Consider the following 15,341-nt stretch of genomic DNA (forward strand, 5'->3'; position numbering starts at 1 on the left):
CTGACTCAGCTCCGCTTCTCGGGCGCGACCAGCTCGGTCATGCGGATGCCGAACTTGTCGCCGACCGTGACCACCTCGCCGCGGCCGATCAGCGTGCCGTTGACGAACACGTCGAGCAATTCGTCGGCCTCGCGGTCGAGCTCGATCACGCTCGATTCGCCGAGCGCGAGCAGCTCGCGCAGCGTCAGCGTGGTCGATCCGATCTCGACCGTCAGCTTGACGTCGACATCCTGGAGCAGGTGGAAATTGGCCGCGACTGCGGCTTCGGCGGCAAAGCCCCCGGTCATGTCGTTCATCGTGCGTCCTCGAGCTGAAGGGATTCGAAACGGGTGAGGCGGATCGCGGCGCGACCGTTGGCGGTGCCGGCGGTGCCGCTGCCGATCTTGCGGCGCGCGACCATCACCGGAACGTCGGGGCCGAAGGCGAGCGGGATGACGTCGCCGGGCTTGAGCGCCATCAGCATCGACAGCGGCACCACCGGCTCGGCGAGCACCGAGCGCACCGGCAGGCGCAGCGCCATCGCGGCGCGCGTCAGGCCGTTGCGCCATTCGGGCTCGGGCTCGGGGTCGCCGCCGATCACCTTGGCGGTGAGGCTGGGCGTGTAGGGCTTGAGCGCGGAGACGGGGTAGAGGATGTCGATCCATTGCGGCTTGGCGTCACCCGCGGCGACGCCGAACCGGGTCACGACCATCGCCTCGCCGGCATCGATCTCGGGCGCGGTGGAGAGCGGCGCGACCGGCGCGACCGGCATGAACTCGATCCGCGCGAGCATCTCCCAGGCCGGCGCGAGCTGCGCGGCGATATTGGCCGCCAGCCGCGTCAGCAGCGTCTCGGCCGAACCGGTAAACTCGGCGGGCAACGGATGCGGCGCCTCGCCCTCGCCGCCGAAGAAGCGGTCGAGCATCTCGAAGGCCAGCTTGCCGTCGGCGACGATCAGCGCGCGCCCGCGCCCCGGCGTCATCGCCAGCGGCAGCCACGCGGTGAGGCCCTGCGGACGTTCGCTGCGGTAATCGCCGAAGCGCTGCACGCTGAGCGGCTCGGCCCAGCAGCGCGCGCCCTCGCCGATCAGCGGCTCGAACGTCCCCTTCAGCGACTTGGCGAGTCGCGCCGAGAGATGCTGCACCGCATGCAGATCCCCGAACGGGTTGAGATTGGAGCTGCCCAGCGCCGGCGCGTGCTCCGCGCCGGCCCGGGACCGCTCGCGCCTCTCGGGTGCCGCCTGTTCTTGGGCCAAGTCTGAAGGGCTGTTAACCATGCCCGTTCACTGAACAATGAAATTGGTAAAGTAGACGTTACCAATACCGCCGAAGCCCTCTTTTTCCTTGAGAACCGCGTTGATCGCGGCGGTCAGGCGCTTCTGCAGCTTCCGCTTGCCGTCGGCGGTGAACACCTCGTCCTCGGCGGTCTCGCCGAGCGCGAGCAGCACCGCCGAGCGCACCGCCATCTCATGGGTCTTGAGATTCTCGACGACGCGGTTGTCGTACGGCGTCGAGATCGCGATCCCCACCTGGATGAAGTGTACGCTCTCGCGCAGGTTGGAGGTGAACTCCTTCTCCAGCTGGTAGTAAGTCGAGGCATATTTGTCGCCGCCCTCGCCCTTGGGCGTCGGCAGGCCGTGGCTCTCGCCGCCGCCCTCGCCATGGCCGCCGCTTTCGCCCTTCGCCTCGGCGCGGACTTCCTCGCTCTTGGGGACCAGGCGCGGCTTGTCGGCGTCGGCCGACTCCTCGGCCTTGGCGCCGCCGAACAGTCCGGCGTTGGACGCATAGAGCCCCCCACCCACGCCGCCGCCGATCAGCACGATCGCGCCGGTGCCGAGCAGGATCCACTTCATCAGCCCGCCCTTCTTCTTGGGCTTGGCGTCGGCTTCTTTCTCGTCACTCATGATTCAGTTCCCCCAGGAGATGGATCACGCGATGCGGTCGTCGCGATCGGTTTCGGATGCCTGTGCGGTGGCCGGGGCCGGGCGCAGCGGCTGACTGGATTGCGGCTGGTTCGGCGTGCCCTGCTGGCCGCCGGTGCCGGCATCGACGCTGGTCTGGCCGAGCTTCACGCCGCGCGCGTCGGCGAGCTCGGAAAGGCGCGGCGCAGCCTCGGCGAGCAACTGGCGCGTCGCCGGGTTCTCGGCGGCGAAATGGACGTGCAGGCGATCGCCGTCGCGACGGATCGAGACGTCGACATTGCCCAGATTCTCGGGCGCGAGGCGGATGCGCGTGTCGGCCGCTTCGGCGGCGTCGCGCAACGCGGCGATGCGGTCGACCATCTTGCCCGCCCAGTCATCGCGGCTGAGGTCGAGCGGCGGCTGCTCGGCGCCGGACATCGCCTGCACCGTGGTGCGCAACTGTTCGGCGGCAGCCGCCTGGTTCTGGACGATTGCCGCGTCGACCGCGCGCGGCGCGGGCCCGGCGGGTGAATCGAGCGAAGCCGAGATCGCGGCGGCGAAGACCTGTGCAGCGGGCGCGGCGGAGGCGGCGCCTGATGCGACCGGCTGCGGTACCGCGACCGACGCCGGTGCCGGACGCGCCAGCCACGCCTGCACCGGGGCCCGCATGACGAAATGCGGTTCCACTTCCGATGCTTCGGTCTGCGGTGATTCGATCGCAGATATGGCCATCTCGATCTCGGGCGTGGTCACTCGCATCTCGACCGGTGCGGCCTCGCCCTCGAACGTGACGGCGGTGGGCGCGACCGGCGCGGGCGCGGCGCCGGCGATCGCGATCGGCGCGCCGGCCGTCTCGCTCGCCGCAAGCACCACCGCTTGTGCGGCGTCCGGCAACGCGGTGGTCGCAACGGTCGCGCCTGCCACCGGTGTTCCGGCATTCGCCTCGCCCCCGCGCGGCGACGTGGCAATCCGTGCAACGGCCGGGAGCGGCGCCGAATCGATCGGCTGGAGCGGGACGAGACCGGCCGGAAGCCAGGCGATTGCGGGATCCTCGTCTTCGTCGGCGTCGACGATCTGCGCCTCGACCGGCAAGATCTTGCCGTCCGCGGCAAGCCCTTGCCCCTTGTCCCCCTGCGGTTTGCCGCTGACGGGAAGCACCAGTTCGCCGAGCACCGCGGTGAAGTCCGCCACCGCAGGCGCGGCGACCGATGCGGTGCGCAGCGGAATTCCGGGCTTCAGCGGAAGCAGGATGGTCGAGGCGAGCAAGTCGGGCATTGCGGGCGAAATCTCCTTCGCCCCGTATTCAGCAAGGATCGTGCCGTTTTTTCGGAATGGCCGGCATGTCCTCGAGCGCGCGCATCGCGCGGCGCGCGGCATTGGCCTCGGCGCGCTCGATCAGTTTCTCGATCGCGCTCTGGTCGCGCTTGGCCTCGCGCGTCGCGGCGCGCGCCGTATCGAGCCCGCGCTGCGCCTCGGCGACGCGGCGCTCGGCGGCAAAGGCCGATTGGTGGAGCCGCTCGCGATAATGTGCCGCGGCGATCAGGCTGGTCGCACTGCCCGGCTTGGGCGCGGGCGCCGGTGCAACGCCCTGAGCGAGCTGAGCGATCCGGGCGCGCAGAGCCTCCTCATTGTCGACCTTCGCCTGCGCGGCGGCTTCACCGGCGCGGACCATGTCGAGCTGAAGCGTACGGACGCGCAGCAGCCGGCCGAGCTTCTTCGCTTGCCTTTCAGGCATCGCCGAAGACGCCGACCAGCTCCGTTACCGCTTCTTCGAGCGAGACCGTCTCGTCATAGGCTTGGCGGATATAGTCGAGGACCGAATCATGACAGGCGATCGCGGCGTCGATCGCCGGATCGGCGCCGGGGCGATAGGCGCCCATCAGCACCAGGTCGCGATTCTCCTCATACGTCGCGAGGTGGCGGCGCAGTACGCGCGCCGCGGCGACATGGCCCTTGTCGGCGATGTCGGTCATCACGCGGCTGACCGAGGGGCCGAGGTCGATCGCAGGATAGACCCCGCGCTCGGCCAGCGCCCGGCTGAGCACGATGTGCCCGTCGAGGATCGAGCGCGCCGAATCGACCACGGGATCGTTGCCGTCGTCACCATCGGCCAGCACAGTGTAGATCGCGGTGATCGAGCCGCCGGTGTGGACGTCGGTGCCCGCGCGCTCGATCAGGCTCGGCAGCATCGCGATGGCGCTCGGCGGATAGCCGCGCGCCGACGCGGGCTCGCCCAGCGCCAGGCCGATCTCGCGGCCGGCATGTGCGACGCGCGTGAGCGAATCCATGATCAGAAGGACCTTCTTGCCCTCGTTGCGAAAGGCTTCGGCGATCGCGGTGGCGCGCAGCGCGCCGCGGATGCGCAGCACCGGCGAGTGGTTGGCGGGAACCGCGACCACGACCGAGCGAGCGCGTGCTTCGCCGGCGACCTTGGTCTCGAGGAAGTCCGAGACCTCGCGCGAACGCTCGCCGATCAGGCCGATCACGATGACATCGGCCTTGGCCGCGCGCACCATCATGCCGAGCAGCACCGACTTGCCCACGCCCGAGCCGGCCATGATGCCGACGCGCTGGCCTTGGCCGATCGTCAGCAGGCCGTTGATCGCGCGCACCCCGACATCGAGCGGCTGGAGCACGCGGCCGCGGTCGAGCGGCGACTGGATCTTGCCCGCGAGCGGCCATTTGCCGGCGCCGCGGATCGGACCGAGCCCGTCGATCGGCTTGCCCGCACCGTCGACCACGCGCCCCAGCATCGCCGCGCCGACCTCGGCCTCGCCTGGCGGGCCGACCGGGCGCACCGGGGCATTGGGCAGCAGCGCGGCGGGGCCGCCGAGGTTCATCAGCAGCGTCTTGCCGCCGCGAAAGCCGATCACTTCGGCGTCGACGCGATCGGCCCCGATACCGATCGCGCACACCGTGCCGACCGGGAGCGAGAGGCCCACCGCCTCCATCAGCAGGCCGTCATAGGAAGCGAGCCGCCCCGAGACCTTTGGCTGCGGGCGGAAATCGCGGCAGGCGAGGCCGTCGAGATAGTCGGCGGTGAAATGGTTGTACATGCAGCGCCTCAGACGGCGGGAGGGATCGGAACGCGGTCGATGGCCGCGGCAAGCTGCTCAAGCCACATGTCGGGGCCGTCCTCGACGATGGTCGAGGCGCTCTCGATGACGAAGCCGCCGCGCGCGACATGCGGGTCGCCGACCGGGAACACGGTCTTGGGCAGATGGCCCTGGACCAGCGCGACATCGTCGGGATGAAGCCGCAGGATCGCCGATTCGGCGCTGTCGGCGAGCATGTCGGTCGCGGCCTCGATCCGGCTGGCGAGCACATCGGGCGCGACGCCCGATTCGCCGATCATCTTGCTCACCAGGTGGAGCACGGTCTGGCGCAGATGCCCGGCCATGCGCTCGCGGTCGAAATGCGCGCCCTGCGCCAGCGCGTCACTGACCTGCTGGAGCAGCGCCGCCTGCTGCGCGGACGCGGCATCGGCCTCGGCGCGACCCGCGGCCAGGCCCTCGGCGTAGCCGGCGGCGCGCGCCGCCGCGATCGGGTCGACGAATTCCCTGGATTCGGGCGTCGGTTCGGGATCGAACGGGTCCCACCCATCGGTCGCTCGGTGGCCGGGTTCGGCGGGAGTGAAATGCTTGGGCTCGGCCGGCGCCGCCGCGTCGCGCGGACGGATCTCGCGCGGCGCGAACGCCTCGGGCGGGGCGAAAGCGCGCTGCAGCGCCTCGGCGATTCCCGCACTGCGCGCCGCAAGGCCGGGAACGAAGGCGGCGGCATTAGACATAGTCGTCGTCCCCGCCGCCGCCCGGCATGGCGATCGTGCCGTCCTTGACCAGCTGGCGCGCGATTCCGATCATCACCTTCTGCGCCTCGAGCACCTCGGCCAGCTTCATCGGGCCGCGCGCTTCCATCTCGTCGCGGATCGTGTCGGCCGCGCGGCTCGACATGCACGACAGGAAGCGGGTGCGGGCCGCCTCGTCCACGCCCTTGAGGCTGCGAACCAGCACGTCGCTCTCGATGTTGCGGAGCAATGTCCCCATGTTCTTGTCGTCGAGCTCGAGCAGGTTGTCGAACACGAACATCGCCTCCTCGATGGCTTTCGCCACCTCGCGGTCGATCTTCGCCAACTTCGGCATCACCTTCTGCTCGGTCACCTTGCGCGCCGAGGACATGATCTTCGCCGCCTCGCGCGTGCCGCCCATCTGCACGCCCGCCACGCGGCGCGGTTGCGATGCATGGCGTTCGAGCAGGTCGGTGAGCGTGGCGATCGCCTCGGGCGTCACCGGGCCGAGCCGCGCGACGCGACGCAGCACCTGCGGCTGGATCGCCTCGGGCAGCATCTCCAGCACCTGCGCGGCGACCGCGGGATCGAGATGCGCCATTAGCACCGCGGCGATCTGCGGATGCTCCTCCTCGAGCATCGCGGCGATCTCGGGCGCGTCCATCCAGGCGAGCGCGGCGATCGATTCATTCTGCTGCGGCGGCAGAATCCGTGCGAGCACGCTGCCCGCACGCTCCGGCCCGAGCGCCTTGGTCACCACCGATTCGAGCTTGGGGCGCGGATCGAACTGGATCGCGCTGCGCTCCTGCGCGCGGCCGGTGAAGTCGTCGAGGACCTGCGCCATCTCCCACTCGGAGACGTCGGCGACGTTCATCATCGCGGTGCCGAGCTGGCGGACCTCGTCGGGATCGAGCTTCTGCAGGATCGCGGCGGCTTCCTCGTCGCCCACGACCATCATCAGCACCGCGGCGCGCTCGACGCCGCTGAAGCTGCGCGGCGCGTTCATCGGCCATTCTCCGCCTTGATCATGTCACGCACCGCGAGCGCGGCACGCGCCGGATTGTCGCGGGTGAAGTCGCGCACCAGCCCGACCCGGTCGCCGAGCGAGACGCCGCCGGCACCGAGCATCTCGGCACTGACCGGTGCAGGGATGGCGACGCCGTCCGCCCCGCCCATCGGCAGCGACACGCCACGGCCGGCATCCTCGCGCTTCTTGAGCAACGCCTTGGCCAGCGGGCGCACGCCGAGCAGCAGCACCAGCAGTGCGATCACCACTGCGGTGACGTTGCGCGCGATCATCGCGAACCAACCGCTCTCGTAGAAGGCAGGGCCTTCCTCCTTGGCGTCGGCGGTGGAGCTGAACTTACGGCTGACCACCGTCACCTGGTCCTGGCGCGCGGCGTTGAAGCCGACCGCGGCCTTGACCAGCTCGTCGATCTGGCGGATTTCGACCTGGCCACGCGGCTTGCCCGGCTCTTCCTTGAGCAGCACCGCGACCGACAGCCGCTTGATGTTACCCGGTGCGGCGCGAGTGACCGAGATTTCCTTGGCGTTGTCGTAGCTGCGCGCGAAGCTGTCGCTCTGCTTCATGCCCGGCGTGGCAGCGGGCGTCGCAGGCTCACCGGCAGCGGCCGGCGCGGTGCCCTCGGGCGTCGGCGCGGCGACCGTGGCGGGCGCCGGGGCGACGTTGGAGAGCGCGCCGGGAATACCGCCGGGCGCATTGGCACCGTCGCGCGGTGCACCGGTCCAGTTGCCCTGCTCGGCACGCACCACGGCGCCGGTCTTGTCGAACGTCTCGCGCGTCGCCTGGCTCTCGTCGAGGTCGACCTCGGCCTGCACCTCGGCGGTGAAGTTGCCCGGGCCGAGCAACGGGGTGAGCAGCTGCACCAGCTGCTGACGATATTTATCCTCGACGCGGCGCTGGAAATCGATGCGCGCGTCGCCCGCGGTGCCGTCCTGGCCCGACTTGCTGAGCAGCGCACCGGCCTGGTCGACGATCGTCACCGCCTCGGCCTTCATCCCCGGCACCGACGAGGCGACGAGGTTGACGATCGAGCGGACCTGCGCGTCGGAGAGGGTGCGGCCCGGCTGGAGCTTGACGATCACCGACGCCGACGGCTCGGCCTTGTCGCGCACGAACACGGTCGCTTCGGGCGTCGCGAGATGCACGCGCGCCTCGGCGACGGTGTCGATCTCGCCGATCGAGCGGGCGAGCTCGGTCTCGCGCGCCTGACGCAGCCGCTCGCCCTCCACGGCACGGCTGACGCCCATCGGCAGCTGGTCGAGCAGCGCATAGCCGCCCGGCGCCGCCTTGGGCAGGCCTTGGCCGGCGAGCAGCATGCGCGCCTTGTGATAGTCGTCCTCGGCGACGGTGAGCGAGCCCGCGCCATCGATCGCATTGGGGATGCTCGCCGCGGTCAGCGCCTCGGCCACGGCCGCCTTGTCGCTTTCGGGCAGGCTGGCGAACAGCACGCGCTGCGGCGGGGTCGACAGCGCCATCCACGCGAGCGCGGCGGCGCCAATCAGGCCCAGCATGAAGATCAGCGGCAGGCTGCGCTTGACCGCGGGCTGCCCGAGGATCGAGCGCATCTGGCTCAGCGGATTGGCGAAGCCGCCGGCGCCCCCAATGCCTTTGGCACTGGCGGGAGGGGCGGGTGCGTCGGAGACGGAGATTGCGTTGCTCATAGCGATCAGACCGGCATGCTCATGATGTCACGATAGGCGGTCAGGAGCTTGTTCCTGACCTGAAGCGTCGCTTCAAAACCGACCGACGCTTCCTGGCGGGCGAGCATCACCTTGGCGATGTCCACCGTCTCGCCGCGCTCATAGGCGGCGGAAAGATCGCTGGCGCGGCTCTGCGCGCCGTTGACCTGCTTGAGCGCGCTTTCCAGCGTGTCGGCGAAGCTCGCCGGACCCGCGGGCTGACCGATCGGCGCCGCGGCCGGAGCCGCCGCGCCGCTGGTCGCGCGCTGGAGCGCTTCGTTGCGCTCGAGGATCTGGGCGCGGAGCTGCATGACACGGTCGATGCCGCCAGCCCCGCCGATACCGCCGATGCCGCTCATGCGATGGCCCTCCGCGTGATGTCCTCACCCTGCTCGCGCGCCTTGGCGAGCCGGTAGCGCAGCGTGCGCTCCGAGATGCCGAGGCGCTTGGCGGTCTCGATGCGGCTCCCGCCGCACTGCGCCAGCGTCTCGCGGATCGCCGCGAACTCGCTGAGCTGGACGATGTTGCTGAGCGTGCCTTCCGCCTGCGCCGGAACGGCGGCGGGGGCGCGGTCGAAGATCAGGTGATCGGCAGTGATCGCATCGCCCGGGCACAGCAGCAGCGCGCGCTGGATCACATTCTCCAGCTCGCGGACATTGCCCGGCCAATCATGGCCCTGCAGCACCGCCAGCGCGTCCTGGGTCACCCAGGGCAGGCGCCCGCGATTGCCGGCATGGCGCAGCACCATCGCCGAAGCGAGCGCGGCGACGTCGCCCGGCCGCTCGGCGAGCGCCTTGGTCGAGAGCGGGAAGACCGACAGGCGGTAATAGAGATCGGCGCGGAAGCGGCCCTCGGCCACCTCGGCCTGGAGGTCGCGGTTGGCGCAGGCGATCACGCGGACGTCGATCTTCTCCGGCACGGTCGCGCCGATCGGCACCACCTCGCGCTCCTGCAGCGCGCGCAGCAGCTTGGCCTGGAGCGCGAGCGGCATCTCGGCGACCTCGTCGAGCAGCAGCGTGCCGCCGTTCGCCGCGCGGAAGAAGCCCTCGCCCGCGGCATTGGCGCCGGTGAACGAGCCCTTCACATGGCCGAACAGCAAAGCCTCGAGCATGGTCTCGGGCAGGGCCGCGCAGTTGACCGCGATGAACGGGCCGTCGCGGCGCGTCGAGCCCATGTGGATGGCCTTGGCCAGCACTTCCTTGCCGGTGCCGGTCGGGCCGTTGATCAGCACCGTGATGTCGGCCGCGGCGACCCGCTCGGCCAGCGCATAGAGCGCCAGGCTCTCGGGATCGGCGGCGACCGGGGCGTGCGCGCCGCGCAGCATCGCGCTCGCGAAACCGCTCGCGATCGCCGCATCCGCGGGACCGAAGCTCAGCCGCGCGGGATTGCCGTCATGGAACGGGATCGCCTCGACCGGCCCTTCGGCCAGCACCAGCGTGCGCGCCGAGACCGGCGGTGCCTCGCCCTCCACGATCATGAAGAGATCGCCCGGCATCGGCTTCACCTTGTCGGCCGCGCCGATCGTGAAGCCCTGCGCGCGAAGCGTCGAGACAAGCGCATAGTGCTGGCGGAGAACTGCCGCCGACGGAAAAATGGTTTGCATTCAACCCCCCTGGTCGAATGCCCGAATGGAGGATTGTTGGTAAACAGACAGTAAACCATCCGGCAAAAATCAGCCGAACCGGCTTCAGATTGCCGCGCGCGCCCTCGCACGCGCGTACGAGGGGTTCATCCAGCGTGGTTCAGAAAACTGCTTAATCTCCGGATCGCCCTGCCGTTCACCCCTGTGGCGGCTCGGGTTCCTTCGCATTCAGGGGGGTACGCGGGGGCGCCGAACTGAACGGAGATATCGACATGACTGTTATCGGAACGAACATCGCGAGCCTTCGTGCCGCGAACGCGTCCAAGCTGGCGTCCACGTCGCTGCAGACCGCCATGGAGCGTCTGTCGACCGGCAAGCGGATCAACAGCGCCAAGGACGATGCTGCGGGCCTCGCCATCGCGAGCCGCATGACCAGCCAGGTGAAGAGCATGGCCGTTGCGATCCGCAACGCCAACGACGGCATCTCGCTGGCCCAGACCGCCGAAGGCGCGCTGGGTGAGGTCACCAACATGCTTCAGCGCATGAAGGAGCTCTCGACCCAGGCGGCGAACGGCACGCTGAGCGACGACGACCGCTCGACGCTGCAGTCGGAGATGACTCAGCTCATCGCCGAGGTCGGCCGCGTCGCGACCACCTCGAACTTCAACGGCGTGAGCCTGCTCGACGGCAAGACCGACGACGTGACGCTGCAGACCGGCATCAACGCCGGCGAGACGATCTCGCTGTCGATGCTCAACACCACGGCCGAGAAGCTGGGTCTCAAGACCGGCGTCGAGGGCCCGGTGGTCGGCACCGTGGGCACGGCGGGCTTCGAGAAGAACCAGCTGCAGATCAACGGCACCTGGATCGGCGCGAGCGTCGATGCGGACGGCGACGCGAGCGCCGCGATCGCCGACAAGGTGACCGCGATCAACGCCAAGACCAGCGAGACCGGGGTGACGGCCGCTGCGCAGACCAAGCTGTCGCTCAAGATCGACAGCGCTTCGGCCACCACGACCGGCGCGCTCAAGATCAACGGCACGGCGATCGACCTCAGCAAGGGTGCGGTCGACGGTCCGGACGCCGACACCACCGCCGACGCGTGGAGCTACGCGGCGCTCAAGGCCGAGATCGACAGCAAGAACCTCGCCGGCGTGACCGTCACGGTCAATGCGGCGGGCGACGGTCTCGACATCGTCAGCACGGGTGAGGTCGACTTCCTGGTCGAGGCCGCTGCCGACGTGACCAAGGTCAAGGTTCGCGCCGACGGTGCGGCCGCCGATCTCGCGATCGCCGAGGACGTGGAGTCCACCGTCGCGCTGAACCAGGTCAAGCTGACGGCGGCTGCGGGCGAGACGATCATCGTCGGCGGCGAGACCGCGGCGCTGACCTCGCTCGGCCTCACCGCCAACTCGGCCAAGGGCACCGATCTGTCGATCGCGACCCAGGCCGACGCGTCGGCCGCGATGAAGGTGATCGACGACGCGCTGACCGAGATCTCGGCCGGCCGTGGCGATCTCGGTGCGGTGCAGAACCGCCTCGAATCGACCGTCGCCAACCTGACGACCACGACGAGCAACCTGTCCGAGGCGCGCAGCCGGATCGAGGACGCCGATTTCTCGGCCGAGACGACCGCGCTCGCCAAGGCGCAGATCCTGGCGCAGGCGTCGACCGCGATGCTGGCCCAGGCCAACCAGTCGCAGCAGAACGTTCTTTCGCTGCTTCGCTAAGCGTGTGCCGGTCGGGGTGTCACCCCCCTGACAGGCACCAAGGCCGGTCACCCTCCTTCTCGGGAGGGCATGCGGAAGCCCCGGTGGTCCCACGGCCACCGGGGTTTTTCTTGCGCGCGGGCGCCGTGGTCGACTGCGCGGGCCGAGCGCGGAAGTTTACACCGACTTTACACTATCGACGTGCCTTGCCACGTGCTGCAGCGCCATGGCCTTGCGAACTGCGGATGTGGCGCGGCGGCTGGAGTCACGATGGCAAAGAGCGGGAATCTTCCGATTCGGCCAGAGTGAAGCAGGTCAAATCCAACTTGTATCCAACAATCGGGGACAGGATTTGAGCGGCTCATCCCGGCCTTGCGCCCGAACGACGAACAAGGTCGATGCAGCGGGACTGCTAGCCCTCCGGCCGGGCCCAGATCCAGCCGCCGACGATGACCGCCGCGGCGAGCGTGACGAGCGGCCAGGGCATGTGGGTCAATGCGAAGGTCAGGGCGATGCTGATCGCGAAGGCCAGAGTCGCGGCCTTCTTGCCCGCGCGGCTGATCGCGCCGCGCTCGCGCCAGCGCATGATGTGCGGACCGAACTTCGGATGCTCCAGCAACCGGCGTTCCATCGCGGGCGAGCTGCGCGTGAAGCAATAGGCGGCTAGGATCACGAACACCGTGGTCGGCATCACCGGCAGCAATGCGCCGATCACCGCCAGTCCCAGCGATACGAACCCGGCGACGAGATAAAGATGGCGGCGCACCGGCGACGCCTAGCATGCGCCGCTGCGAATGTGTCGCAAAAACTAGGGGCGGAAGCGGCCCCCCGGCTCGCTTCCGCCCCTGCCCCCATTGGATCCGGCGCCCCCCGGCACCGGCCCCCTATCCCAATCGCCGCATCAGCCCTTTCTTGAGCCGGTCGTGCGCGCTCTTCTTGACCTGGCAGACGCGCGCGGCGCCGACGCCGAGCACCTGCCCGATCTCCTCGAGATTGAGTTCCTCGACATAATAGAGCTGGATCACCAGCTGCTCCTTCTCGGGCAGCTCCGAAATCGCCGCGATCAGCGCCTCGCGCTGGTCGGCATCGGCGAGCTGGTCGAACGCCGACGGCTCGTCGGACATGAACCAGGGGCCCTCGTCCGAATAGACCTCGTCGATCGAATCGAAGCGCACCGCCTCGGCGCTGGCATAGTCGCTGCGCAGCTTGTCGATCGTCACGCCGAGTTTCGAGGCGACCGCCGCCTCGTCGGGCCGCTTGCCGTGCTCGTCGGTCAGCGCCGCCACGGCATCGTTGTAGATGCGCCGCCGCTTCATCGCGCCGCGCGTGATCGTCGCCTGGCGGCGCAGCTCGTCGATCATCGCCCCGCGCACGCGCGTCTGGAGATACTGGTCGAAGCTGACGAGGCCGCGATCCTCGAAGCTCGCCGCCGCCTCGACCAAGGCAACGAGGCCGATCTGCACCAGATCCTCGACGTCGATCAGCGTGCTCATCGAGCCATGGACGTGCCAGGCGAGCCGGCGGACGAGCGGCATGTGCTTGCGCACGAGGCTGTCCATGTCGCGCCTCGTCTCGCCGGTGCGGCCATAAGTCAGCGCGAACTCGTTGCGTGCGGGCTGATAGCTCATGCGGGCACCATCTGCGGGTTGCCGGCGAGCGCCGGCGGGGCCTCCGGCGCGCCAATGACGGCGACGACTTCGACCGACTTGTCCTCAGGCACTTCGAAGAAGCTCATGACAGGGGTATCCGGCAGACAGGTGCGGACCAGCTTGCGGATCGCGATGCGGATCGAGGGCTGGACGACCAGGGCGAAGGGCTTGGCCTCGGCGACCAGGGGCTGGGCGGCGCGCTGGAGCGCGTCGACGATGCGGCGGCCGAGATCGGGTTCGATGGTGTGGCGCTTGGCCGGGTCCGAGCGGATCGCCTGGCCGAGCAGCGCCTCGAGCTGGCCTTCCAGCGTCATCACGCGCAGTGGCTCGCGCACCCCGCACAGCCGCTGGATGATCAGCGGGCCGAGCTCGGGCCGGATCGCCTCGATGATCTCGTCGGCGTCGTGCGTCTTCTGCGCGGCCATCGCGATCGCGGCGGCGATGCGGCGGAATTCCTTGAGCGGGATGTTCTCAGCGAGCAGCCCGCGCAGCACTTGCGTCAGCGTGGTGATCGGCAGCGGGTTGGGCGACAGCGCCGACACCAGCTGGGCGGCGCGCTCGCGCAGCCCGTCGAGCAGCGCCTGCACCTCGTCCGGGCCGAGCAGGTCGGCGGCGTTGGTGATCAGCGCCTGATTGAGATGAGTCGCCATCACCGTGCCGGGATCGACCACCAGCCAGCCCTGGCCGGTCGCCGCATCGGCGTCGGCGGGCGAGATCCACATCGCGTCGAGCCCGAAGGTCGGGTCCTTGGCCGGCTTGCCATTGAGCGTGCCGACCGCCTGGCCGGTGTCGAGCGCCAGCACCTCGTCGGGCGAGACGCTGTCCTCGCCGATCACCACGCCGCCCACGACGATGCGATAGGTGAAGGGATTGAGGTTGATGTCGTCGCGCACGCGCACCTGCGGCACCACGAAGCCGAGCTCCTTGGACAGCTGGCGGCGCACGCCGGTGATGCGCCCCATCAGCGATCCGCCCCGGCGCTCGTCGATCAGCGGCACCAGGCCATAGCCGATGTCGATCATCACCTGCATGTTGTCGGTGACCTCGTCCCAGCCGATCCGCGCGGGGTCGGCGGGCTCGGCATCGATCGTCTCGACGGGCGCGGGCGGGCGCTTGCTCGCCTGGTACATGCGCCACGCCATGAAGCCCGAACCCGCCGCGGCGGGCAGGATGATGAAGGCGGGCATGCCCGGCAGCAGCCCGAGCAGACCGACGATCACCGCGACCGGGGTCCAGGTCTTGTGGCTGCCGAACTGGCTGCCGATCTGGCCGGTGAGGTCCTGGTCCTTGTCGGCGCTGACGCGGGTGACGATCGCGGCGGCGGCGATCGACAGCAGCAGCGCGGGCAGCTGCGCGACGAGCGCGTCGCCGATCGCGAGCAGCACATAGGTCTGCGCCGCCTCGCCGATGGTCAGGCCATGGCTGACCGGGCCGAGAATCAGGCCGCCGATCACGTTGATCGCGAGGATCAGCAGGCCGGCGATCGCATCGCCCTTCACGAACTTGGACGAACCGTCCATCGCGCCGTAGAAATCGGCTTCGGTCGCCACCTCCACGCGGCGCGCCTTGGCTTCGTCGGGGGTAATCAGGCCGGCGTTGAGATCGGCGTCGATCGCCATCTGCTTGCCGGGCAGCGCGTCGAGGGTGAAGCGCGCCGAGACTTCGGACACGCGGCCCGCACCCTTGGTCACCACGATCAGGTTGATGATGATCAGGATCGCGAACACGAACAGCCCGACGACATAGTCGCCGCCGATCATGAAGTGGCCGAACGCCTCGATCACATGACCGGCCGCAGCCTCGCCCTCATGCCCGTGCCCCAGCACCACGCGGGTCGAGGCGACGTTGAGGCCGAGCCGGAACAGCGTCGCGAACAGCAGCACGGTCGGGAAGGCGGAGAAGTCGAGCGGCTTCTGCGCGTTCAATGCCACCATCAGCACCGCGAGGCTGATCACGATGTTCATGATGAAGAAGGCGTCGAGCAGGAAGGTCGGCACCGGCACGACCATCATCGCGACGAGCACGAGGATGGCGA

General features: G+C 69.4%; 14 protein-coding genes and 2 pseudogenes. 2 read left to right on the plus strand and 14 right to left on the minus strand.

All coding sequences use genetic code 11. The features are described from left to right. Positions 1-5: 5 nt before the first annotated feature. From fliN to ACO227_RS05805, 11 genes are read right to left on the minus strand one after another with little or no spacing between them, the layout of a single operon-like run. Complete coding sequence (fliN, locus tag ACO227_RS05755; RefSeq protein ID WP_265118108.1) at positions 6-296, minus strand: flagellar motor switch protein FliN; 291 nt, start codon at positions 294-296, stop codon at positions 6-8. Next, positions 293-1,234: a FliM/FliN family flagellar motor switch protein gene (locus ACO227_RS05760; RefSeq protein ID WP_423606018.1), complete on the minus strand. Its 942-nt coding sequence runs from the start codon at positions 1,232-1,234 to the stop codon at positions 293-295. The genes fliN and ACO227_RS05760 overlap by 4 nt, the downstream gene beginning before the upstream one ends. A 27-nt stretch (positions 1,235-1,261) precedes the next feature. Further along, positions 1,262-1,882, minus strand: a complete 621-nt coding sequence (locus tag ACO227_RS05765; protein WP_423606019.1) for a flagellar basal body-associated FliL family protein — start codon at positions 1,880-1,882, stop codon at positions 1,262-1,264. 24 nt (positions 1,883-1,906) lie between these two features. Further along, on the minus strand, positions 1,907-3,154 hold the full coding sequence (locus ACO227_RS05770) for a flagellar hook-length control protein FliK (protein WP_423606020.1): 1,248 nt from the start codon (positions 3,152-3,154) through the stop codon (positions 1,907-1,909). 28 nt (positions 3,155-3,182) lie between these two features. Beyond that, positions 3,183-3,614, minus strand: coding sequence for a hypothetical protein (locus ACO227_RS05775; RefSeq protein ID WP_423606021.1), 432 nt, complete (start codon positions 3,612-3,614; stop codon positions 3,183-3,185). Next, a complete protein-coding gene (locus ACO227_RS05780) occupies positions 3,607-4,935 on the minus strand; it encodes a FliI/YscN family ATPase (protein WP_423606022.1) in 1,329 nt (442 codons plus the stop codon). Before ACO227_RS05780 ends, ACO227_RS05775 begins: the two co-directional genes overlap by 8 nt. Before the next feature lie 8 nt (positions 4,936-4,943). Then, positions 4,944-5,666, minus strand: coding sequence for a FliH/SctL family protein (locus ACO227_RS05785; RefSeq protein ID WP_423606024.1), 723 nt, complete (start codon positions 5,664-5,666; stop codon positions 4,944-4,946). Further along, positions 5,659-6,669, minus strand: a complete 1,011-nt coding sequence (gene fliG / locus ACO227_RS05790) for a flagellar motor switch protein FliG (protein ID WP_423606025.1) — start codon at positions 6,667-6,669, stop codon at positions 5,659-5,661. The genes ACO227_RS05785 and fliG overlap by 8 nt, the downstream gene beginning before the upstream one ends. Continuing rightward, positions 6,666-8,348, minus strand: a complete 1,683-nt coding sequence (gene fliF / locus ACO227_RS05795; protein ID WP_423606027.1) for a flagellar basal-body MS-ring/collar protein FliF — start codon at positions 8,346-8,348, stop codon at positions 6,666-6,668. Before fliF ends, fliG begins: the two co-directional genes overlap by 4 nt. Positions 8,349-8,353: 5 nt before the next feature. After that, positions 8,354-8,725: a flagellar hook-basal body complex protein FliE gene (gene fliE / locus ACO227_RS05800; RefSeq protein ID WP_423606028.1), complete on the minus strand. Its 372-nt coding sequence runs from the start codon at positions 8,723-8,725 to the stop codon at positions 8,354-8,356. Then, positions 8,722-9,969, minus strand: a complete 1,248-nt coding sequence (locus ACO227_RS05805) for a sigma-54 interaction domain-containing protein (protein WP_423606029.1) — start codon at positions 9,967-9,969, stop codon at positions 8,722-8,724. The genes fliE and ACO227_RS05805 overlap by 4 nt, the downstream gene beginning before the upstream one ends. A gap of 251 nt (positions 9,970-10,220) precedes the next feature. Here ACO227_RS05805 and ACO227_RS05810 point away from each other — a divergent pair. Then, a pseudogene (locus ACO227_RS05810) lies at positions 10,221-10,580 on the plus strand (flagellin protein FlaA); the annotation flags it as partial. An 876-nt stretch (positions 10,581-11,456) separates the two neighbouring features. After that, positions 11,457-11,678: pseudogene (locus tag ACO227_RS05815) on the plus strand (flagellin); the annotation flags it as partial. Between the two features lie 391 nt (positions 11,679-12,069). On the opposite strand, the gene ACO227_RS05820 reads toward ACO227_RS05815, so the two are convergent. From ACO227_RS05820 to flhA, 3 genes are all read right to left on the minus strand, one after another. Further along, the gene (locus ACO227_RS05820) at positions 12,070-12,423 is read right to left on the minus strand and encodes a YbaN family protein (protein WP_423606031.1); all 354 of its coding nucleotides are present in this window, start codon (positions 12,421-12,423) and stop codon (positions 12,070-12,072) included. Between the two features lie 118 nt (positions 12,424-12,541). After that, a complete protein-coding gene (gene fliA / locus ACO227_RS05825) occupies positions 12,542-13,285 on the minus strand; it encodes an RNA polymerase sigma factor FliA (RefSeq protein WP_423606032.1) in 744 nt (247 codons plus the stop codon). Then, positions 13,282-15,318, minus strand: coding sequence for a flagellar biosynthesis protein FlhA (gene flhA, locus ACO227_RS05830; protein WP_423607273.1), 2,037 nt, complete (start codon positions 15,316-15,318; stop codon positions 13,282-13,284). Before flhA ends, fliA begins: the two co-directional genes overlap by 4 nt. Positions 15,319-15,341 lie beyond the last annotated feature (23 nt).

Origin of the sequence: Sphingomonas sp. MS122, assembly GCF_049532975.1 — a bacterium.
In the GTDB taxonomy this organism is placed as follows: Bacteria; Pseudomonadota; Alphaproteobacteria; order Sphingomonadales; family Sphingomonadaceae; genus Sphingomonas.